The 21,641-nt window shown below is 65.7% G+C and carries 18 protein-coding genes; 12 read left to right on the top strand and 6 right to left on the bottom strand.

Annotated features, from left to right (window positions below; all coding sequences use genetic code 11):
• Nucleotides 1-22 precede the first annotated feature (22 nt).
• From ACOABP_RS06215 to ACOABP_RS06190, 6 genes are all read left to right on the top strand, one after another.
• Nucleotides 23-538, top strand: coding sequence for an LPS-assembly lipoprotein LptE (locus ACOABP_RS06215; protein ID WP_474227410.1), 516 nt, complete (start codon nucleotides 23-25; stop codon nucleotides 536-538).
• Between the two features lie 43 nt (nucleotides 539-581).
• Complete coding sequence (gene holA, locus ACOABP_RS06210; protein ID WP_474227409.1) at nucleotides 582-1,652, top strand: DNA polymerase III subunit delta; 1,071 nt, start codon at nucleotides 582-584, stop codon at nucleotides 1,650-1,652.
• Nucleotides 1,653-1,758: 106 nt separating this feature from the next.
• Complete coding sequence (locus tag ACOABP_RS06205; RefSeq protein WP_474227408.1) at nucleotides 1,759-3,039, top strand: glutamate-5-semialdehyde dehydrogenase; 1,281 nt, start codon at nucleotides 1,759-1,761, stop codon at nucleotides 3,037-3,039.
• 18 nt (nucleotides 3,040-3,057) lie between these two features.
• Nucleotides 3,058-3,480, top strand: a complete 423-nt coding sequence (locus ACOABP_RS06200; RefSeq protein WP_474227407.1) for a CopD family protein — start codon at nucleotides 3,058-3,060, stop codon at nucleotides 3,478-3,480.
• 35 nt (nucleotides 3,481-3,515) lie between these two features.
• A complete protein-coding gene (locus ACOABP_RS06195; RefSeq protein ID WP_474227406.1) occupies nucleotides 3,516-4,121 on the top strand; it encodes a DsbA family protein in 606 nt (201 codons plus the stop codon).
• Between the two features lie 68 nt (nucleotides 4,122-4,189).
• Nucleotides 4,190-5,476 (top strand): THUMP domain-containing class I SAM-dependent RNA methyltransferase, encoded by a 1,287-nt coding sequence (locus tag ACOABP_RS06190; RefSeq protein ID WP_474227405.1) that lies wholly within the window; start codon nucleotides 4,190-4,192, stop codon nucleotides 5,474-5,476.
• A 63-nt stretch (nucleotides 5,477-5,539) separates the two neighbouring features.
• Here ACOABP_RS06190 and ACOABP_RS06185 read toward each other — a convergent pair whose 3' ends face one another.
• The 4 genes from ACOABP_RS06185 to ACOABP_RS06170 form a co-directional block, all read right to left on the bottom strand.
• The gene (locus ACOABP_RS06185; protein WP_066732247.1) at nucleotides 5,540-6,589 is read right to left on the bottom strand and encodes a response regulator; all 1,050 of its coding nucleotides are present in this window, start codon (nucleotides 6,587-6,589) and stop codon (nucleotides 5,540-5,542) included.
• 221 nt (nucleotides 6,590-6,810) lie between these two features.
• Nucleotides 6,811-8,283 (bottom strand): NAD(P)(+) transhydrogenase (Re/Si-specific) subunit beta, encoded by a 1,473-nt coding sequence (locus tag ACOABP_RS06180; RefSeq protein ID WP_066732245.1) that lies wholly within the window; start codon nucleotides 8,281-8,283, stop codon nucleotides 6,811-6,813.
• On the bottom strand, nucleotides 8,283-8,615 hold the full coding sequence (locus ACOABP_RS06175; protein WP_066732243.1) for an NAD(P) transhydrogenase subunit alpha part 2: 333 nt from the start codon (nucleotides 8,613-8,615) through the stop codon (nucleotides 8,283-8,285). Before ACOABP_RS06175 ends, ACOABP_RS06180 begins: the two co-directional genes overlap by 1 nt.
• 143 nt (nucleotides 8,616-8,758) lie before the next feature.
• Complete coding sequence (locus ACOABP_RS06170) at nucleotides 8,759-9,883, bottom strand: Re/Si-specific NAD(P)(+) transhydrogenase subunit alpha (protein ID WP_474227404.1); 1,125 nt, start codon at nucleotides 9,881-9,883, stop codon at nucleotides 8,759-8,761.
• 340 nt (nucleotides 9,884-10,223) lie between these two features.
• Between ACOABP_RS06170 and ACOABP_RS06165 the strand changes: the two genes are divergently transcribed.
• The 6 genes from ACOABP_RS06165 to ACOABP_RS06140 all read left to right on the top strand — a co-directional run bounded on the left by ACOABP_RS06165 (nucleotide 10,224) and on the right by ACOABP_RS06140 (nucleotide 14,699).
• Entirely contained in the window at nucleotides 10,224-11,018 is a 795-nt protein-coding gene (locus tag ACOABP_RS06165; RefSeq protein ID WP_474227403.1) for a TorF family putative porin, read from the top strand.
• 141 nt (nucleotides 11,019-11,159) lie between these two features.
• Entirely contained in the window at nucleotides 11,160-11,480 is a 321-nt protein-coding gene (locus tag ACOABP_RS06160) for a hypothetical protein (RefSeq protein ID WP_066732237.1), read from the top strand.
• Nucleotides 11,467-12,375 carry a 4-hydroxy-tetrahydrodipicolinate synthase gene (dapA, locus tag ACOABP_RS06155; protein ID WP_474227402.1) on the top strand — a complete coding sequence of 303 codons (909 nt, stop codon included), beginning with the start codon at nucleotides 11,467-11,469 and terminating at the stop codon, nucleotides 12,373-12,375. Before ACOABP_RS06160 ends, dapA begins: the two co-directional genes overlap by 14 nt.
• Nucleotides 12,376-12,434: 59 nt before the next feature.
• The gene (locus ACOABP_RS06150; RefSeq protein ID WP_474227401.1) at nucleotides 12,435-12,977 is read left to right on the top strand and encodes an NUDIX hydrolase; all 543 of its coding nucleotides are present in this window, start codon (nucleotides 12,435-12,437) and stop codon (nucleotides 12,975-12,977) included.
• Nucleotides 12,974-14,053, top strand: coding sequence for a tRNA 2-thiouridine(34) synthase MnmA (gene mnmA / locus ACOABP_RS06145; protein WP_474227400.1), 1,080 nt, complete (start codon nucleotides 12,974-12,976; stop codon nucleotides 14,051-14,053). Before ACOABP_RS06150 ends, mnmA begins: the two co-directional genes overlap by 4 nt.
• An 85-nt stretch (nucleotides 14,054-14,138) precedes the next feature.
• Nucleotides 14,139-14,699 carry an RNA 2'-phosphotransferase gene (locus ACOABP_RS06140; RefSeq protein WP_474227399.1) on the top strand — a complete coding sequence of 187 codons (561 nt, stop codon included), beginning with the start codon at nucleotides 14,139-14,141 and terminating at the stop codon, nucleotides 14,697-14,699.
• On the opposite strand, the gene ACOABP_RS06135 is transcribed toward ACOABP_RS06140, so the two are convergent.
• A complete protein-coding gene (locus ACOABP_RS06135; protein WP_474227398.1) occupies nucleotides 14,678-14,890 on the bottom strand; it encodes a hypothetical protein in 213 nt (70 codons plus the stop codon). The two genes, ACOABP_RS06140 and ACOABP_RS06135, sit on opposite strands and share 22 nt — an antisense overlap.
• Nucleotides 14,887-21,633 carry a hemagglutinin repeat-containing protein gene (locus tag ACOABP_RS06130; RefSeq protein WP_474227397.1) on the bottom strand — a complete coding sequence of 2,249 codons (6,747 nt, stop codon included), beginning with the start codon at nucleotides 21,631-21,633 and terminating at the stop codon, nucleotides 14,887-14,889. The genes ACOABP_RS06135 and ACOABP_RS06130 overlap by 4 nt, the downstream gene beginning before the upstream one ends.
• Nucleotides 21,634-21,641: the final 8 nt, after the last annotated feature.

The raw sequence follows: 21,641 nt of genomic DNA, 5'->3' as shown, positions 1-21,641 counted from the left end.
CATAGCCAGGAAGACACAAGCAATGGATCGACCGGACATGGGACGCCGCGGATTTCTCGCCATCGGTGCTGCAATGGCGGCGGCCGGCTTGCTGGCCGGCTGCGGCTTTCACATGCGCGGGAACGCCGATTTCGCGTTCAAGCGGCTCTACATCGGCATTCCGGCCGGTACGCTGATGGGTGCGGACCTGCGCCGCAATATCCGCAACGGCTCGGACACCAAGGTCGTGGAGGAGCGCGAGGAAGCGGATGCGTTGCTGGACGTGCTGGCCGATACGCGCGGCAAGTCGATCCTGTCGATCACGGCTCAGGGCGTGGTGCGCGAATACCGGCTGACGCAGCGCTTCAGCTTCCGGCTGCGCGATGCTGCGGGCAAGGAACTGATCGCCCCGTCGACGCTGGTCCTGACCCGCGACCTGACGTACAACGAAGCCAATACGCTGGCCAAGGACTACGAAGAGCAACAGCTGTACCGCGACATGCAGAAGGACATCGTGCAGCAGCTGATGCGCCGTCTGGCGTCGGTCAAGGCGATCTGAGCGCGGCTGCGCGCAGACCGGATCGCAGGCACAGGGCAATACGATGCAGCTCAAGCTCGACGGACTCGATGCACACCTGAAGCAGGCACAGGCCAGGGGCCTGGCGCCGCTCTACGTGGTGCATGGCGACGAGCACCTGCTGGTGCTCGAGGCGGTGGACCGCCTGCGTCGCGCCGCGCGGGAAACGGGCTACACCGAGCGCGAGGTGCTGGTGGCCGAGCGCGGTTTCCAGTGGGGCCAGGTCACCGAGGCCCAGCAGTCGATGTCGCTGTTCGGTGATCGCAAGATCGTGGAACTGCGTGTGCCGTCGGGCAAGCCCGGCAAGGACGGCGGCGAGGCGTTGCGCGCCGTGGCGGCCCAGCCGTCGCCCGACGTCGTGATGCTGGTCACGCTGCCGCGGCTCGACTTCGCCACGTCGAAATCGGCCTGGTTCCAGGCGCTGGAATCGGCCGGGGTATCGATCAAGGTGGATGCCGTGGACCGCACGCGGCTGCCCGCCTGGGTGGGCGAACGCCTGGCCCTGCAGCAGCAGCGCGTGGAGCCGGGCGAGCCCGGCCGGCGTTCGCTGCAGTTCATTGCAGACAAGGTGGAAGGCAACCTGCTTGCCGCGCACCAGGAAATCCAGAAACTCGGACTGCTGTACCCGGCCGGCGTGCTGACGTTCGACCAGGTACACGATGCGGTGCTGAATGTGGCCCGCTACGACGTATTCAAGCTGTCCGAGGCGATGCTCGGCGGCGATGTGCCGCGCCTGACGCGCATGCTCGAAGGGCTGCGCGGCGAGGGCGAGGCCACGGTGCTGGTGCTGTGGGCGCTGACCGAGGAAATTCGCGTATTATCCAAGGTCCGGCAAGGGCTGGCGGCCGGCAAGCCGGCGGGCGTTCTGATGCGCGAACTGCGCGTCTGGGGCCCGCGCGAGCGCCTGGTGCCACAGGCCGCGCAACGGCTGTCGATGCCGCAGCTGGAGGCCGCGCTGGCCATGGCCGCGCGGCTGGACCGCCAGGTCAAGGGCCTGGCCGACCTGCCAGGCGTGGGTGGTGCGGCGGGCAGCCTGCCAGCCGAGCCGTGGGACGGCCTGCTGCAGCTGGCGCTGATGATCGCGCGGCCAGCCTGACGTCCCGGACCCAGGCAGCGCACCAACCAGAATACTGCCGGCGAGCCGCGCCGGCGACTCGACATCGCGGCACCCACAGTAGACCGGGCTGGGCCCGGACACCATCATGACCGAGTTCGATCTCCACGCTTACATGAACCGCGTTGGCCAGCAGGCCCGCGCGGCATCGCGCGCCATGGCGCGTGCCTCCACGGCCGACAAGAACCGTGCGCTGCTGACGATTGCCGCGGCCATCCGGCGCGATGCCGGCAAGCTCAAGGCCGTCAACGCCCGCGACGTGGAACGTGCGCGCGCCAACGGCCAGGATGCCGCCTTTGTCGATCGCCTGACGCTGTCGGACAAGGCCATCGACACCATGGCTGCCGGGCTGGAACAGATTGCCGCGCTGCCCGACCCGATTGGGGAGATCAGCAACATGAAGTTCCGTCCCACGGGCATCCAGGTGGGACAGATGCGTGTGCCGCTGGGCGTGATCGGCATCATCTACGAATCGCGTCCCAACGTGACCATCGACGCCGCGGCGCTGTGCCTGAAGTCGGGCAACGCCACGATCCTGCGCGGGGGCTCGGAAGCGATCGAATCGAACACGGCATTGGCCGCGCTGGTGGCCGAGGGCCTGGCTGGCGCAGGACTGCCGGCCGAAGCCGTACAGGTCATCGAGACGACCGATCGCGCTGCCGTGGGCCGCCTGATCACGATGACCGAGTACGTCGACGTGATCGTGCCGCGCGGCGGCAAGAGCCTGATCGCGCGCCTGATCGAGGAAGGCCGCGTGCCGATGATCAAGCACCTGGACGGCATCTGCCACGTCTACATCGACGTCGACGCCGATGTGGAAAAGGCCGTGCGTATCTGCGACAACGCCAAGACGCAGCGTTACGCGCCGTGCAACACGATGGAAACGCTGCTGGTGTCGCGCCAGATTGCCGCCACCGTGCTGCCGCCGCTGTGCCGCATCTACCAGGAAAAGGGCGTGGAGCTGCGCGTCTGCGCCGATACGCGTGCCACGCTGGAAGCCGGCGGCTTCAGTGGGCTGGTGGACGCCACCGAAGAAGACTGGAGCCTGGAATACCTGGCGCCGGTGCTTGCCATCCGGACCGTCGACGGCCTGGACGCCGCGATCGCGCACATCAACACCTACGGCTCGGCCCACACCGATTCGATCGTGACCGAGAACTACAGCACCGGCATGCGTTTTATCCGCGAGGTGGATTCGGCCAGCGTGATGATCAATGCGTCGACGCGCTTTGCCGATGGCTTCGAGTATGGCCTGGGCGCTGAAATCGGCATCTCGAACGACAAGCTGCACGCCCGTGGCCCGGTGGGGCTGGAAGGGCTGACGTCGCTCAAATACGTCGTGTTCGGTCACGGCGAAGTGCGTACATAAGGGAAGACGGGAACGCAGATGCTCTGGGTCAAGGCCTTCCATATACTGTTCGTCGTCTCGTGGTTCGCGGGACTGTTCTATCTGCCGCGCATCTTCGTCAACCTGGCGATGGAAACCGATCCGGCCAGCGTGCGCCGTCTGCTGCTGATGGCGCGCAAGCTGTTCCGTTTCATGACCATGCTGGCGGTGCCGGCCGTGGTATTCGGGCTATGGCTCTACCTCGGCTATGGCATCGGGCGCGGCGCGGGGCAGGGCTGGATGCATGCCAAGCTGGCGCTGGTGCTGGTGCTGATCGGCTACCACCACGGCTGCGGCGTGCTGCTGCGCAAGTTCGAACGCGGCGCCAATACCCGCTCGCACACGTTCTATCGCTGGTTCAACGAGCTGCCGGTGCTGGTGTTGCTGGCGATCGTGATTCTGGTTGTCGTAAAGCCGTTCTAAGCTGTCGGGTTCCTACTGTTTTCGATGAGGTCGTGATGAGCAAGCAGGTCGAGTACTTTCTGGCGCCGCAATCGCCGTTCGTCTACCTGGGCCATGCCCGCTTTGTGGAAATCGCCAACCGCCACCAGGCGCAGGTGCTGCTGAAGCCGGCCGATCTGGGCAAGGTCTTCTCGGTGTCGGGCGGCCTGCCGCTGGCGCAGCGCCCGCCGCAGCGCCAGGCGTACCGGCTGGTCGAACTGGAGCGCTGGAGCCAGTTCCTGGGCATCCCGCTGAACCTGCATCCGACGTACTTCCCGGTGTCGGGCGATGCGGCGGCCAAGCTGATCATCGCAGCCCAGCTGGCGCACGGCACGGCCCGGGCGCTGGCGCTGACCGGCGCCATCACGCGGGCCGTCTGGGCCGAGCAGCGCAATATTGCCGATGCGGCCACGCTGGCGCAGATTGCCGACGAGAACGACCTCGACGGTACCAGCCTGCTCAAGGCCAGCGAAGGGCAGGCCGTGCAGGCCGCCTATGCGCAGAACACGCAGGATGCGATTTCCGCCAACGTGTTCGGCGCCCCGTGGTTCGTCCATGACGGCCAACCGTACTGGGGCCAGGACCGGCTCGATTTCCTCGACCGCGCCCTGGCGGCAGGCTGATCGGCAAACCGGATCCACGCCTTACCCGTCCGCGTTGCGGACGTTTTTGTTTTCAGGAATGACTCGCCATGACCCAAGCCTTCTTTGCTCCTTGCCCGCGTGGCCTTGAACCGGCACTGGCCGAGGAGCTGCGCGAGATTGCGCAGTACCCGGCCGTGGTGGCTGCGGCGCCGTTCGAGGTGCATCGCGAAATGCCGGGTGGCGTGACGTTCTCGGGCGAGATGGCCGCGGCCTATGCGGTCAACCTGCATTCGCGGATTGCCAGCCGTGTGCTGCTGCGCGTGGCACAGCGCGGCTACCGCCACGAGGACGATATCTATTCGCTGACGCGCCAGCAGCGCTGGGAGCAATGGTTCTCGCCCGACGAGACGCTGCGCGTGGACATTACCGCCCACAAGTCGCAGCTGCGCAGCCTCAATTTCACGGCGCTGCGTGTCAAGGACGGCGTCTGCGATGCCATGCGCGAGCGCCTGGGCGCCCGCCCCAGCGTCGATACGGTCAGCCCCGACGTCCGCATCTACGCGCACCTGACCGAGACCGATTGCACGCTTTACCTGGACACCACGGGCGAGCCGCTGTTCAAGCGCGGCTGGCGCATGGAAAAGGGCGAGGCGCCGCTCAAGGAAAACCTTGCCGCCGGCATTCTGCGCCTGGCCGGCTGGGTGCCCGGTCAGACCAACCGGCCGTTCTTCGATCCGATGTGCGGCAGCGGCACGTTCCTGGTGGAGGCCGCACAGGTGGCGCTGGGTATTGCGCCGGGTGTGGGCCGCACGTTTGCGTTTGAATGGCTCAAGGGCGCGGACACCAGGGCTTGGCAGGCATTGCGTGCCGATGCGCAACGCGCGCGCGAATCCGCCGCCAGCCGCACGGCGGAGCTGCAGATCGCGGGCTCCGATATTTCGACCGACATGCTGTCCATGGCGCAGGCCAACTGGCGGCGCGCCGGGCTGCCCGACGATGTGGCGCTGAAACAGGTGGATGCCCGCTTCGTGCAGCCGCCGTTTGCCGAACCGGGCCTGATGATGATGAATCCGCCGTACGGCGAGCGTATCGCGGTGCGCGGCAATCGGCGCGATGCCATGCAGGACGCCCCGCCGGACGAAGCGGAAGAGGCGGCCGCCAACCAGTTTGCCAGCGCCTTTGCCACGACGCTCAAGCAGAATTTCGCGGGCTGGCAGGCCTGGGTGTTCACCGGTGACCTGACCATCCCCAAGCGGTTGCGCCTGAAGGAATCGCGCCGCACGCCGCTCTACAACGGCAATATCGAATGCCGGCTGTTCCGCTTCGACATGGTTCGTGGCGGCAATCGGGACGGGCAGAAGGACGGCCCGAAGGAAGATCCGAAGAAGGATTGATGCAGGGGAAGCGGCTTCTCCTTTTCCGCACGCTTTGGCGGAAAGGAGCAAGCCGCGCGCAGCTTATGCGAGCTTGTTGCGGCCGGTCATCGCCGTGCCGTTGCGCGAGAATTCCGACAGGAAACTCTGCAGGCTGACCACCGGTTCCTGCAGCATGTGGCGCGGCAGGTCGAACAGCGCGTAGAAATATTCCTCGTTGCCCTCGCAGCGCTCTGCGGGCAGGCAGTACTGTTCCCAGTCCACGCAGGCCGGCGTGTACATGCCGTTGCCGGGCCAGAAGAACGGCACGATACGGCCCTCGCGCAGCCCCTCGATCAACGCCGCCGGCGCCTCGTATGCTTCGGCCGATTCCACCTGGCTCATCAGTCCGGCGCGGGTTTCGATCACCATCAGCGTGGCATGGCCCTGTGCGGTCAGCAGCAGCATCCCCACCGGGTTCGGAAACAGGTAGTACTCGATGAAGCCATAACGCGCGGCCGTCTGGCGTACACGGTCGGCCATGATCGGGTCCGACAGGAACGAGTACGAATGGCGCGTGAGCAGGTCGCGCAGCGTGCGGGAGATCGACGCAAAGTACTGCTGCTGCAGCGCATCGATTTCGTCGTTCAGGCGCGCGACCATGTTCGGATCGTGCTTCTTCACGTAACGGTCGATCAGCCCGTGATTGAAGCCCTGCACGGCGATGCTCTCATCGGCGGTGCCGGTCAGCAGAATGGTCTTGCACGGCAGGTCTTCCAGCGCCTGGCAGAATTCGAGCCCGTCCATTTGCGGCATGGAGTAGTCAACCACCACCACGCCCGGCTGCAGGAAGCGATGCACGTCGTGGATCTGCCGATGGATGCGGTCGACATCGAGCTGCACCGTGCGGCGTTCGGACAGGAAGGTCAGGTCGTCGTGCGTGACACGCACCGGCAGGAATGCCGGATGGCGCGTGGCATACGCTTCGCGAATCCATGTCAGCGCGTCGCGCGGATCAGTGAAGCTGACCACCGCGCGCGATGCATCCATCTGGAAAGCCAGGCTGTCGATAAACGACTTGCTATCGTCCACCAGTACCGTCAGTACGGGGTGATGGAAAACCGACAGGTTCCGGTCGTGCGCGGGGAATGTCATGGTGCGATCAAATCTGGCCGCCGGCCGCAAGGGGGAAAAAGAACGGGGCAAGCCAGTATAGCGCCTGCATCTGCATGCGCAACCAGACCACGCAAAAGGAAACGGCCAGCGTTGGTTGCTGGCCGCACTACTTCGATTTTATTGATTACAGGTCTGCGCGTTGCTTTATTCACTCGGCAGAACTGCGGGCCTGACGGCCACTACCGGACATTAACGGCAGCTTATTCCACGGCCTTGAACATGTCCTCAACCACCTTCTTGGCGTCGCCGAACACCATCATGGTCTTGTCCATGTAGAACAGCTCGTTGTCCAGGCCCGCGTAGCCGGCGGCCATCGAGCGCTTGTTCACGATGATGGTCTTGGCCTTGTAGGCTTCCAGGATCGGCATGCCGGCGATCGGCGATTTCGGGTCCGTCTTGGCAGACGGGTTGACCACGTCGTTGGCGCCCAGCACCAGCACCACGTCGGCCTGGCCGAATTCGCTGTTGATGTCCTCCATCTCGAAGACCTGGTCGTACGGCACCTCGGCTTCGGCCAGCAGCACGTTCATATGGCCCGGCATGCGGCCCGCCACGGGGTGGATGGCGTACTTCACCGTCACACCGTGCTCGGTCAGCTTCTCGGTCAATTCTTTAAGTGCATGCTGCGCACGGGCCACCGCAAGGCCGTAGCCCGGCACGATGATCACGGTTTCGGCGTTGCTCATCACGAACGCGGCGTCGTCGGCCGAGCCGGACTTCACGTTGCGCTGCGCCTGCGCGCCAGCCGGGCCGGCCGACGATGCCTCGGCACCGAAGCCGCCCAGGATCACGTTGAAGAACGAGCGGTTCATCGCGCGGCACATGATGTACGAGAGGATGGCACCGGACGAGCCCACCAGCGAACCGGCGATGATCAGCATCGGATTGTTCAGCGAAAAGCCGATGCCCGCCGCCGCCCAGCCCGAGTACGAGTTCAGCATCGACACCACCACGGGCATGTCGGCGCCACCGATCGGAATGATGATCAGTACGCCCAGCACGAAGGCGATCGCCAGCATGATCAGGAACGGCAGCCACGACTGCGACATGAAGAAGATCACGCCGAAGCCGATCATGGCGATGGCCAGCAGCAGGTTCAGCCAGTGCTGGCCGGGGAACACCACCGGCGCGCCCTGGAACAGGCGGAACTTGTAGCGGCCCGACAGCTTGCCGAACGCGATGACCGAGCCCGAGAACGTGATTGCACCCACAAAGCAGCCGATGAACAGTTCGATACGGTTGCCCAGCGGAATCAGGTGCGTGCCGGCCGGCGTGATGCCGAACGCGGCGGGCTCCGCCACGGCGGCCACGGCGATGAACACCGCAGCGAGACCGATCAGCGAGTGCATCGCGGCCACCAGCTCGGGCATCTTGGTCATCTCGACCTTGCGTGCCACGTAGGCGCCAATACCGCCGCCCACCACCAGCGCGCCGAAGATCAGCGCCAGGCCGGTGCCCACCGACGATTGTGCAGCGCCCACTGCCAGGAACTCGTTCTTGAGCTTGACGATCAGCACCAGCGTGGTCACCACGGCAATTGCCATGCCGATCATGCCGAACGCATTGCCCTTGCGGGCCGATGCCGGATGCGACAGCCCCTTCAGGGCCTGGATGAAGCAGACCGACGCCACCAGGTACAGCAGCGTCACAAGGTTCATGCTGATGCCTTCCATCACGCACCTCCCTTGGCGGCTTCGGCACCGGCCTTGGCGCGGGGTTCCTTCTTCTTGAACATCTCCAGCATGCGCTGGGTCACCAGGAAGCCACCGAACACGTTCACCGCGGCCAGTGCCACGGCCAGCGTGCCCATCACGCGGCCCACGCCGCCTTCGGTCAGGCCGGCTGCCAGCATGGCACCGACGATGATGATGGCCGAGATTGCATTGGTCACGGCCATCAGCGGGGTGTGCAGCGCGGGCGTGACCGTCCACACCACGTGGTAACCCACGTAAATTGCCAGCACGAAGATGATCAGGTTGATCACCGTGTGGTTCACCATCTCCATCGACTTCTCCTCCGTTGCTTTTGAATACTGCCGAGCGTCGCGTCCGCGCAGGCGGGCTGAAACTGCAGGATCAAACTTGCCGGGGACGCGGCGGGCCGTGGCGCAGGGCTCGTTGCGCGCCGCGGCATCATCAGACGGGAATGTCAGGCGGCCTGTTGCCTGACTACCTGGCCGTCCTTGCACATCAGGCAGGCGGCAACGATGTCGTCTTCCAGGTTCAGCGTGTAGCGGCCGTCCTTGTCGACGATCAGCTTGAGGAAGTCGAGCACGTTGCGCGCGTAGAGCGCGGACGCGTCGGCCGCCACCATGCTGGCCAGGTTGGTATGGCCGATCAGGACCACGCCGTGGCGTTCCACCACTTCGTCGGCCACGGTCAGCGGGCAGTTGCCGCCTTGCGCGGCAGCCAGGTCGACCACCACGGAACCGGGCTTCATCTGCTTGACGGTGTCCTCGGCCAGCAGCACCGGGGCGCGGCGGCCGGGGATCAGGGCCGTGGTGATGATGATGTCGGCCTGCGTGGCGCGCTGGTGCACCAGTTCGGCCTGACGGCGCATCCAGTCGGCAGGCATCGGGCGCGCATAGCCGCCCACGCCCTGCGCGATCTCGCGCTCCTCGTCGGTCACGAACGGCACGTCCAGGAACTTGGCGCCCAGCGATTCGATCTGTTCCTTCACGGCGGGGCGCACGTCGGAGGCTTCGATCACGGCGCCCAGGCGCTTGGCGGTGGCGATGGCTTGCAGGCCCGCCACGCCGGCGCCGAGGATCAGCACGCGGGCGGCCTTGACGGTGCCGGCGGCGGTCATCAGCATGGGCATGAAGCGCTGGTAGTGGTGCGCGGCCACCAGCACGGCCTTGTAGCCGGCAATGTTGGCTTGAGACGACAGTACGTCCATGCTCTGCGCGCGCGTGGTGCGCGGTGCGGCTTCGAGCGCGAACGCCGTGACGGCAGAGGTAGCCATGCGGGCGTTGTTCTCGACGTCGAACGGATTGAGCATGCCGACCAGTACCGAGCCGGGCTTCATCTGCCCGCGCTCGGCATCGTCGGGTGCACGCACCTTGAGCACGAGTTCGGCGCCCAGCGCATCGGCTGCGGAGCCTACGCGGGCGCCGGCCGCCTCGAACGCGGCATCGGGAATGCTGGCACGTACTCCGGCGCCGGCTTGCACCGTCACCTGATGGCCTTGCGCTACGTACTTCTTGACGGTCTCCGGGGTGGCGGCGACACGAGTCTCACCTGCCCGCGTCTCAAGCGGGATACCGATATGCATCGTCAATTTCTCCTGTCTGGCGTCGTTCGTAATCTGGTCGGGTCAACGTCCTCGCCCGTTGATGCATTGCAAAAGATGCGTCAATTTTTGCGCAGCTTACCCGAAACTTACGTTCGGTGGTGACTCACCGGTCGGGTATATGTGCTTTTACAGAGACTCATTTTTTCCGCTCATGAAATGGCCTGTTTGATGCACATCGTATTACCTTGAATATTTGCTATTGATGAAATGACATCGGCGTCACCTGCATTCTTGATGCCGATTTGATGCGCGGCTGCGTATCGTGGCGTTCACGTCTCTTTCGAGGCGTTTCTCCCACTACGCCCACGTTTTTTCATCGATGATTGCAACCCGCCTGATGACCTCGGCGCCGGCCACGCTGGCCGCCGCCATCCTGCTTGCCGCCCCGTTTTCCAGTGCATTCGCGCAACAGGCTTCCCCCGACAATGCCCAGCCGGCATCGCCGCATACGTTCACGGCCAACGTGTCCGTGGTATCCGATTACCGCTACCGCGGCATCAGCCAGACCGACCGGCGCCCGGCCATCCAGGGGGGCTTCGACTATGCCCACGAGAGCGGCTTCTACGTCGGCAACTGGAACTCGAGTATCAGCTGGCTTGGCGATGCCGACGCGTCTGTGTCCGCGCCCGTCGAGATGGATTTCTATGGCGGCTTCAAGAACACGTTCAAGCTGGCCGACCAGGAATTCAACTACGACCTGGGCGTGCTCGAGTACTACTATCCGGGCGGCTACACGGCTACGCGCCCCTACACCACCGAGCTGTATGCCGGCATCGGGTGGGGGCCGGTCTTCCTGAAGTACTCGCACGCCGTGACCAACCTGTTCGGGTTTGCCGACAGCAAGAACAGCTACTACGTCGACCTGACGGCCAACCTGCCGCTGAATGTGTGGGGACTCACGCTGAACGCGCATGTCGGCTACCAGGGCGTGCAGCATTTCAGCGATGCGTCGTACAGCGACTGGAAGATCGGACTGACGAAGGACCTGGGCAACGGCTTCGCGCTGGCCGTCGCCTATATCGACACGAACGCCAGCAAGGCCGCCTACACGAACACGCGCGGGCGCTATCTGGGCAAGGCCACGGCTTTCGCGTCGATCACGAAGACATTCTGAGCGCCCCAGGCCCGCCAGAGCGCCTGCGTCTTTACGCGTTCTTAATGGCGGGCCGGCCAAACGCTGCATCAAATTGAGGCCGCTCTCCCTAGCATGGAGCCATGTTCAACAGACGATCCGCCCCGCGCGGATCCTCGCTTCATGCGACAGTCATCGAGTCTCGCCATGGCCTTTGCATCGGTTCCGCGACGCCGTGTCATTGCCCAGGATCCATGGATTCGCCTGCGGCTGGCCGTCTCGTCGTCACAGGTATTCGCGCTGCGCCAGACACTGCATCGCGCGATTGGCAACATGGCGCGCATCTACGTGGTGGAAGTGGACCATCGCAACGGCGAGACCACGCTGCACGTGGAGGTGGAACGCGGTGACCGCGACGCCGCCATGCACGCCATCATGGCGGCCTTGCCCGCAGCCGAATTCGGCGTGGCCACGGTGCTCGGAGACGACCATGGCACGCATTGACCCGCAGCGCGGCGCGATTGCCGATGGCCTCTGGCTGCCGATGGTCACGCCGTTGCGCAATGACCAGGTGGATCTGGATGCAGCGCAGCGCCTGGCGTCGCACTACGCGGCAGCCGGTGTCGATGGCCTGATCGTGCTGGGCACGACAGGCGAAGGCGGCCTGCTGACCGATGCCGAACGATTCATGCTGACGGCGGGCGTGCTCGAAGCTGTCGACGGCACGGTGCCAGTGATGGCAGGTGTGGGCGGCGTAGCTACCCACGCCGTATGCGAGCAGGTGCGCCGGCTCGACCGCCTGCCACTGGCCGGCTACCTGGTGCCCCCGCCGTATTACCTGCGCGTATCGGACGAAGGCATCGCCTGGCATATGCGCAGCGTGGCGGCCCAGACCGGCAAGCCGCTGATGCTCTACAACGTGCCCCGGCGCACCGGCTGCACGATTTCCCCGGAACTGGCGTGGCGCCTGGCCGCCCATCCGCAGATCGTGGCCGTCAAGGAATGCGACTCCGCCGGCATGCGCACGCTTGCCATGCAGGACCTGATCGGCGTGTATTGCGGCGACGATGCGTCGATGCTCGACCACCTGCTGCGCGGCGGCCAGGGCATCGTGCCGGCTGCGGCACACGTGCGGCCCGACCTGTTCCTGCGGCTGCTGCATCTGGCGCGCACCGGCCGCGACGAGGCCGCCCGGGCACTGTTCCGGCAGCTGTCGCCGCTGGTAGGGCTGATGTTCGCCGAGCCCAATCCCGCCCCCGTGAAGGCCGCGCTGGCGCTGGCCGGCATGACCACGGCAGAAGTGCGCCGCCCGCTGACACCGGCGTCGAAGTCACTTGTGGCCCGCATCGACGCGGCCATCGCCTTGCTGCCCCCGATGCTCACGGCCGAGGCCGCCTGAAACTCCGCGCGCAATGCACGTTCCAACGGCAACCGGTAAAATGCCGGATTGCTTAAAAAATGTGCATCATGTCACGTGAATGGATTGCCAGCGTCACCGTTGCCGCCGTCATTGAACGCGGCGGCCGCTTTCTGCTGGTGGAAGAGGAAACGGCCGATGGCCTGCGCCTGAACCAGCCCGCGGGCCACCTGGAGCCTGGCGAGAGCCTGATCCGCGCCGTTGTCCGCGAAACGCTCGAAGAAACCGCCCACACGTTCGAACCGCGCGCGCTGCTTGGCTGCTACATGAGCCGCGGCCGCTCGTCGCGCGACGGTGGCGATACCACCTACATCCGCTTCGGGTTCACGGGCGACCTGGGCTCGCTCGACGCCGGCCGCCAGCTGGACACCGGCATCGTCCGCACCGTCTGGATGACCGCCGAGGAACTGCGTGCCTGCGCCGACCGCCATCGCTCGCCGCTGGTAATGGCCTGCGTCGACGACTACCTGGCCGGCAAGCGCTTTGCGCTGGACCTGCTGCACACCCATCCCACCGCCATCGCCAGCGCTACCGACGTGGCCGTGGCCGCAGCGACGGGGCAGTCACCGGGGGCAGCACTGTGAGCGGCAAGCGAGTGGTGGTGGGCATGTCGGGCGGCGTGGATTCGTCGGTCACGGCATGGCTGCTCAAGCAGCAGGGATACGAGGTCATCGGCCTGTTCATGAAGAACTGGGAAGACGATGACGACAGCGAGTATTGCTCCACGCGCCAGGACTGGCTCGACGTGGCATCCGTGGCCGACGTCATTGGCGTGGACGTGGAAGCCGTCAACTTCGCCGCCGAATACAAGGACCGCGTGTTCGCCGACTTCCTGCGCGAATATTCGGCCGGCCGTACGCCGAACCCGGATGTGCTCTGCAACGCCGAAATCAAGTTCAAGGCCTTCCTGGACCACGCGATGTCGCTGGGCGCCGAACTGATTGCGACGGGCCACTATGCGCGCGTGCGCCAGGCATCCAACGGCAAGTTCGAATTGCTCAAGGCATTCGACCACACCAAGGACCAAAGCTACTTCCTGCACCGGCTGAACCAGGCACAGCTATCGCGCACGATGTTCCCGCTGGGCGAAATGCCGAAGACCCGCGTGCGCGAAATCGCCGCCGAAATCGGCCTGCCCAACGCGAAGAAGAAGGACTCCACCGGTATCTGCTTTATTGGCGAACGCCCGTTCCGTGACTTCCTGAATCGCTACTTGCCGACCAAGCCCGGCCCGATGGTGACCGACGAAGGCAAGGTCGTTGGCGAACACATCGGCCTGGCGTTCTATACCCTGGGCCAGCGCAAGGGCATCGGCCTGGGCGGCAGCAAGGACGGCAGCGGCGACGCGTGGTACGTGGCCCGCAAGGACATGGCGTCGAACACGCTCTACGTGGTGCAAGGCCACGACCACCCGTGGCTGCTGAAACCCGAACTCGACGCAGCCGACCTGTCGTGGGTAGCCGGCGAACCCCCGCTCGCCGGCGCAACGATGGCCGCCAAGACGCGGTATCGGCAGAGCGACGCCCCCTGCACGGTCATCAAGGCCGAAGACGATGCACTGCGGCTGTCATTTGCCGAGGCGCAGTGGGCAGTGACGCCTGGACAGTCCGCCGTGTTGTATGACGGGGAGGTTTGTCTGGGTGGGGGGATTATTCGGTAGGGGGAAAGGGCCAAGGCACCTTTCTTTGTTGTAGAAGGCTTGCTTGGTTCGTTCAGCACCGGGTATCCACGACAAATATCGCACCATGAACTCTAGCGACCTCATTGAAACCAGCAAATTCCTCAGCTATGTGCTTCGGCACGAGCCGGAAGCTGCAGGGCTTCAACTCGATAGCGAAGGCTGGGCCGATGTCTCGGCGCTGATTGAGGGCGCCAGGCTACGGGGGCGCACCCTTGAAGTTTCGCTAATTGTCGAAGTCGTCAATACTAGTGACAAGAAGCGCTTCAGCTTGTCGCCTGACGGCCAGCGTGTTCGCGCGGTACAAGGACATTCAACGGTCAGCGTCCAGCTCAAACATGCGGAAAAAGAGCCGCCCGACTTTCTTTACCACGGGACGGCGACTCGTTTCCTGCCTTCCATCATGGAGCATGGCCTGGTCCCCGGATCTCGCCATCACGTCCATCTTTCGGCCGACCGGGAAACCGCCATCGCCGTGGGAAAGCGGTATGGTAGTCCGGTGATATTGAAAATCGCGGCTTCCAAGATGAGGTTGGAGGGGATTAAGTTCTTCCAAGCCGAGAATGACGTCTGGCTGACGGATTGGGTGGCTGCCAGATTTATTGATCAAGACAGTTCGGATTTATAGTTGGGCGATTCGACCTGAGCGGCTTCCATCCAGGTAGTGAAATTATCATAAGAGAGGTTTTCCCACGGCAGCGTCTTTGGCGTGGCATAGTCGTATACGAAGACAGACGGATCACCCGACGTGTCCGTCCCGTCAAAACACGCCAGCACCACCCACCCATCGTTATAGAAGCCAGTCTGATCGTCGATCATGGCGAATGGGATTGCGTACCCAGGCTTTGCAGGTAGTTGACCGCCGCGCCTTGCAGCATGCCGGCCGTGCTGCCGGTGACATTGGCGCCTGCGGCGGCGGACAAGGCAGTGACGATATTGCGGCCCGCTCCACCTACCCCCCAGGTAGCGTTGTCCTTGAGCACCTGGCTCAATTGACTGATCCGGGCCGGATCACGTTCCGCCTCTGGCTTCTTGAATTCCCGATCGAGTTCCTGCTGGGCAGCAGTCGCCTCCTTCGCCCGATTATTCAAAAACGCCCCGGTCTCCCGCTGCAGCGCACCGACGATCTCGAAGCCGGCCTTGATCTCCTTCTCGTTGAAAATTGGCTTGAGCGCGTTGGTGCCGTCGACTTCGCTGGAGACATCACGGTTGAGGCTGGCCAGGCTTTCGTCGATCGATTGGCCGGTCAGGGCCTGTTGCTGGTCGCCATTCCCGATCGTCACCGCCGCACCGCTGATGCCGCTGCGTGTGGTGCTGCGCGAACTGCCGCTGGCGCCCAGCACCACCGGCGGCGCAGCGCTGATGCCGCCGAGAGACGGCAGGTCGCTGCCAGGGACCTTCTCGCCGCCGGTGGCGGCCTGGCCCTGCTGGTCCGTCCCGACGGCGTTGCCATTGCCAGTGTTGCCGCCACCGGCATCGGTGCTGCCCGCGCCCTCGCTGGAATCGCGCGATGAAAAGCCGGCGCCGAGGCTGAAGCCACTGGCCTTGTAGTCAGCCCGGTTCTCGATGTCGGCGGTGGTCAGGGTGCCTGTATCGAAGCGGTTGAGCCCGGCGGCTACCGCTGGCTTCGTCGAGGTGATGACGCCGCCCTTGAGCGCCGTGTTGCCGCCAACCCGTATGTCGAAGCCCCCGTCGCCAGCCCGGATGCCCGACTGCTCTGTCACGCTCGCGTAATTGCTATCAATCTTCTGCTGGCCAACATTCAGGCTGCCCGATACGGCGCCGCCGCCGAATGTCAGGCTGCCGCCCAGGCTCCGGTCCTTGCTGCGGTAGCCGTGCAGGTCCTGCAGGCTTTCGATATTGAGGTTGCCGCCGATGCCGGCCACGACGCGGTTTCCGCCCACCACCGCGCCGGCCAGCGTCGTGTCGCCGCCGGATTCGATCACCAGCGTCTTGCCGGCGTTGACATGGGTATTCCGCCATGTCACGTCCTGTCCGGATCCGTTGCCCCGTGATCCGCTCGCGCTGACCGTCACGCCGACCTGCGCCGGCCCCTTCGCGCCAATCTGCGCCGATACGCCCACCCCTGCGCTGGAGCCGCTGCTTTTGCGGTCCATGTCCGAGGTGTTCTTCGCCGCGAGCAGCGCCACCTTGCCGTCGGCTTTCAGGCCGAGATTGCCTCCTGCGCTGACATCGCTGCCACGAATCGTCAGGGTCGAATCGACTCCCGCTCCGGTCGCACGAATGCGTACGTCCCCGCCTGCTGCGATGGTCGATCCGGCGGCCTTATCGCTGCGGGTCGTGGTCCGGCTGTCGTTCCGGCTGATGCCGAGCGACACGGAAACGCCGATGCCACCGGCTGCCTTGGGATCCGCCTTGATCGCGTCAGCGGTGTTCTTCGCTGCCAGTGCGGTGGTGACCCCTGCCAGCGCCTTCATGCGGGAATCGGACGTCTGGCCCGCCGCGCGCGACATCTGCTGCGCGGTCTGTGCCATCGAGATCACTGGCGAAGTCACTGCCACGGTCAGGCCCGATTGCCGGAATCGGCTCTCCTCGACGCTGTGGTCGGTCTCGCGTGCCGCGACGATTTCGATCTTGCGCGCCAGGATGTCGACATCGCCCTTGGGTGCCAAGACGTGGCTGCCGGCTTGCCGATAGGCGTTTCCGGCGACGATGGTGACGTCGCCGGCGGTCGCGCCCACGGTCGATGCCGCCGCCGAGGTCCGCGTGCTGCGTGCATCCGTGCTCTGCTGCTGGGTGCCGAGCGTGACCGCCGCACCGCCGCCATGCAGCAGGCCGCTCTTCTTCGTCTCCGTGAAGTGGGTCTCGGTCGCGGTGTTTTGCGCTGCACCGATGTAGATGTCGTGCTTTGCGAGCAGCGTCGTGCCGGCGTCCGAAACCACCTGGCTGCCAATCACATGGAGGTCGTTGCCGGCGTGCACGTCGACGGTGTGGCCGCTGAATGTCGTCGCCTGGGCGGCCGTCTGCGTCAGGCTGTCGCGCGTGGTGGTGCGCGACCGACCCAGCAGGCCGCCGCTTCTGCGCTGTCGGCCTTCGCCAAGGTGGTTCGTGGCTTGGCCCGCCGTCAGGCGCACATCGCGGCCGGCCACGGCGGCCACCGCGCCCCGGTCACTCGTGACCTGAGCCGCGCGCGCGGTGAGATCCCGGCCGGCGGAGAGCGTTACGTCGCCGCTGGTCTGAATCGCCGTGCCGACTTCCCGCGTGCTGGATTGCCGTAGATAGTTGTTTGCATTGCGGACGCTGTTTTCCTCGACGTTTGTCCGCACGGTGTCGAGATGCAGATCACGTCCGGCCGCGATCACGGTCTTGCCACCCTCGCCAGCGTTGGCGATCTGCGCGCCTTGCAGCTTCACATCGCGTCCGGCCATCGCCGCCAGCTCGCCACCAGGCCCTGTCACGTAGAGGCCGGCGACGCGGTCGACGTGGGTGCGTGCGAAGTGGCTCTGGCCCGATGCCCTGGTATCGCTGCGCGTGGTGGATGCGACGATCAGGTCGCGGCCAGCCATCGCAGCCAGCGATGCGCTGGCGTCAATCGTGCCTCCGGTGTTGTCGATGTCCTCGCGTGCCTGCAGCGCGACGGACTGGCCCGTGATCCGGCCGCCCAGGTTGCGCAAGGTCTCGCCGCTGATACGCACCGCCGAGCGGCCCGCGATCGTGCCTTGGTTGGAGAGATCCGATTGCAGTTGCAGGTTGACCACGTCGGCGGCGATGAGCGTGCCATCGCCCTTGAGGTCGCCCGGGCGGGTGCGCACGTAGACCTGCGGCACCAGCGCGGTGGTGTGGGTGCCGTCGGGCAGGGTGACGGGGCGCTCCACCAGCCAGACGATGTCGCTGGTCAGTTGCGCCATCTGCTCGGCTGACAGCGCCACGCCGGGTCGCAGGTTCCACTGCAGGGCGACTGTCGCGCCTTCGCTCAGCAGCGCGCGGTACTGCGCTTCGTCGCTGGCATGGCCTTCGAGGAAGCGCCGGCCTGTCAACTGGCCGATCTGCTCGCGCACGAGTTTCTGTTCGTGGAAGCCATCGCCAAGGCGCTTCTGGATACTGGCCGGGTCGATGCCGAGCTGCCCAAGCAGGTAGTCCGACGACAGCCACTGGCGATAGTCGGCAAAGCGGGGGTCAGTCTCGATCAGGTAGCCACGAGAATCCGGCGCGGGCCGGAACAGCGTGCTGGCGGGAATATCGGTTCCGGGCGCCACCGTGCGGATCACGCTGCGTCCATCGCCGGTATCGAGCGGGATCTCGGTGATGGGGCGGGGGCCGTCCGTGCGGCGGTCGTCGATAGTGCGTCCACTATCCGTGAGGCCAACGTGCTCGCGCGTGGCGGCCACGCCCAGCTTGATCGACGTCACCACGTCGGCTGGCGTGTAGGCGACTTCGGGGTCCCAGTTTCTCTCGTGGTGCCTCTTGAAGCCCCCTCGCCACCTCGAATAGCTGTACCGACTCGTCCCTTCGCGCTGCAAGACGTGCTTGCCTTCGGCGTCGAGCGTCTGCAGCCGGTCAAGCGTGCCTGTCAGGGCGCCGCCGGCAAGAATCTGGCTTTTGTCGTTGACCAGATCGTCGCCGTCGAGCCACATCGCCCCGCCCGAGCGGATGATGGCCGGCGCGCTTTGCGTGACGCGGTCCTCATGTTCGGTCGAGGTGATGTCGTACTGCGTCCAGGCCGTGACCTCGCTGCCATCCCTGGCGCGATAGCGTCCAGCCTTGCTCCAGTTTTCCCACGTGAATTCGCTGGCGTCGTACTGATCGGGATTGCCCCGAGGCTGGATCGTCTGGTTGCGCGTGGGACCCTTGACCTGCACCCGTTCGGTGGCGAAATGGGTGTTGGTGTTTTGCAACTGCCCCGCGCTCAGGCTTAGCCCGCCGAGCGATTCGATGGTCGCGCTGTCGTTGCGCACTTGTTCCGCGCGGCCCGTGGCGTGTCTGTCCGCATCGAGCGATCTGCCGATATTGAGTGCCTCCGCGTCGGCGCCTGCGCTGAAAATCAGCGCCTGCTCGCGGTTGACCAGTTGCCTTGCGCCAATGTCCAGCCGTTCGCGGGCGGCGATGGTGGCCGCGCTGACCTGCCCATCCGACGCCTCTTCGCGGTTGTGCACGGTGTCGGCCTGGATGGCCAGATGATTCCCATACAGCCGGCCGCTGCCCACGTTGTCGACCGTGTGCGCACCAATGCGCGTGCTGGCGCCGTCGATCAGTCCGCGGTTCGTCAGGGTGGCGCTGGCCGTAAGGCGCGCGCGTCCTCCAGTGATTTCGCCCGTCGCTGTGTTGTCGATCGATTGCGCGCGCAGGTCCAGATCGCTGGCTTGCACCGTGCCCCGATTGCGCAGCGCACCGGTAGCTGCAAGGTCGGCCTTTCCGGCGGCGGCGATCTCGCCCTGGTTATCGATGTCGCTGGCCTCGACGGTCAACGTTCCGGCCGATTGCATCCGCCCGGCATTGTTCAGCGCCCCGGCACGGATGCTCAGCGTGCCATCCGTGGCCGCAAGCGCTCCGTCGGTGTTGTCGAGCGCGTGGCCTTGCGTGTCGATCGACGCATGCGCGCCCACGATGGCACCTCGCGCATTCGACAGACCGGCACCGGCCACGGCAAGTTGGCCCTGCGCCTGAAGCGTGCCGTCTTCGTTATCGACTGTGCCTTGGGCCGCCAGCGAGAGGTTGCCGGATGCCGACGCGATCACGCCCTGCGCGCGGTTGGACAGGGTGCCCGCCTGCACGGATGCGTCGCCGTTGGCGATGATTTCGCCGCCCGCGTTGTCGAGCGTCCGCCCGACCGTTGCCGATAGCGCGGCGCCGGCGATGATCTGGCCAGCATGGTTGTCGAGCGTGCCGGCACCCACCATGAACTGCGAGGTATTGCTGCCGATGACGCCGCCCGTGTTGTCGAGTTGGTCCGCGACCCGCAGCGAGCCGTCTTCGGCGGCGCCTTGCAACAGCTTGCCGCCCCGGTTGGAGAGCGACCCAGCCGACACGTCGAGCGCGCCGCCCACGGATAGCTGGCCGTTGTCGTTGGCAAGATGGTCTGCCTGTAGCGTGGCCGCAGCGCCGATTGTCAATGCGCCGCCACGATTGAGCAGATCGCCGCCAAGCGTCGTCAGGTTGCGCAGCGCGATGTGCCCGCCATCGTTGTCGAGCCCTGCGGCGGCTTGCAGGTCCGTCGCACCGCCAGCACGGATGTGGCCGGCCTCGTTGTTGAGGTGGCCCACGATGCGAACGACGCCGTCGGCCAGCAACGTCGGCGCGTCGGGCGACGTGGCGGCGGTATTGTCGGCCGGCACATCTGGCGTTCCACCGGCGTCGTCGGACCCGCCATCGGCGGTGCCAGCCTCGGGCGATCCAGGAAGTGGGCCTTCGCTGGCGCCTTCCGCGCCATCGTCCTCTGCCGCCGCGGCACCGATCCGTCCGCCGTCCCGATTCGACAGCGTTCCCGCATGCAACGCCAGCGCCTGCAGGCCGGTTTGCTCGATGTTGCCGCCCCGGTTGTCCAGCGATGCGGCCCCGACGTCGAGACGCAGGGCGTTCAGCGTGCCGCCCCGGTTGTCGACGTCGGCAGGGGTGTCGATCCGCAGCGTGCGCGCCGCGCTGATCGTGCCGGCGTTGCGCACGCCACCGTCCGCGGCGATCCGCACATCGTGCTGCGACTGCAGCGTGCCCATATTTTCGAGCCGGCCGTCGGCGGTCACCACGAGCTCGCCGGCCTGCGCGCCGATATGGCCCACATTGCGCATCCCCAGCCCGTGTTCGGTGCCCACCAGCGCGATCTTGCCGGCATACATGCCGCCCAGCGCGCTGACGTCGAGTGAGTAGCCAGGCGCTGGGCCGGTGCCGGCGATCCGCCGGATTTCAACGGTGCCGGCGGTCCCGGCAGTCCCGGCAGTCACCTCGTTGGCCCCGGTTGTCACTTGCAGCTGGTTGGCCCAGATGCCGGCATTCACGCGCACGGCCCGCCCAATGATGTCGGTGTAGTCGGCGCGGCTGCCGTCCATGCCCGCCCCGGTGATGTCGACGATGCCGCGCTGCACGCGGTAGCCGTCCAGGTTGCCGCCATTCAGGATCGGCGTGCCGGTGGTCAGCGTCACGCGATTCGCGTTCAGGAAGCCGCAGCCGTCGCAGGTGATGCCGGCCGGATTGGCGATGACGACCTGGGCGCGGCCGCCCGCCACTTCCATCGGTCCGCGCAACTGGCTGGGGTTGCTTGCGTTGACCTCGTTGAGGATCACGCGCGCCTCGCCGCCTGCCAGCCACGGGTTGCCCTGCACCCATCCACCGAGCTGCGTCTGCGCGTTGGTGCGCGAGTTGTTCAGGATCGCGCCATTTGCATGGACGTCGAACTGGCCATAGGTATTTCGCGAGACGCCGGCCGCGCTGGGCGTCTGGATGTTGACCAGCGGCGTGCCGTTGGGCGCGGTGAGCACGGTGGGCTGCTGGGTGCGCGGGGCGCCGGGATCGGCAACGATCTGGGCATTGGCCGAGGGCAGTGCGAGAAGAACGGCCAGCGCCAGCGGCCGCAGCCGCAGCCGGATGATGGTGTGATGCGATGGTTTCATGACCCTGA

This window comes from Cupriavidus sp. HE11 (assembly GCF_056097175.1).
The sequence above is the reverse complement of the archived record's forward strand: the minus strand, read 5'-3'. Positions and strand labels throughout refer to the sequence as shown.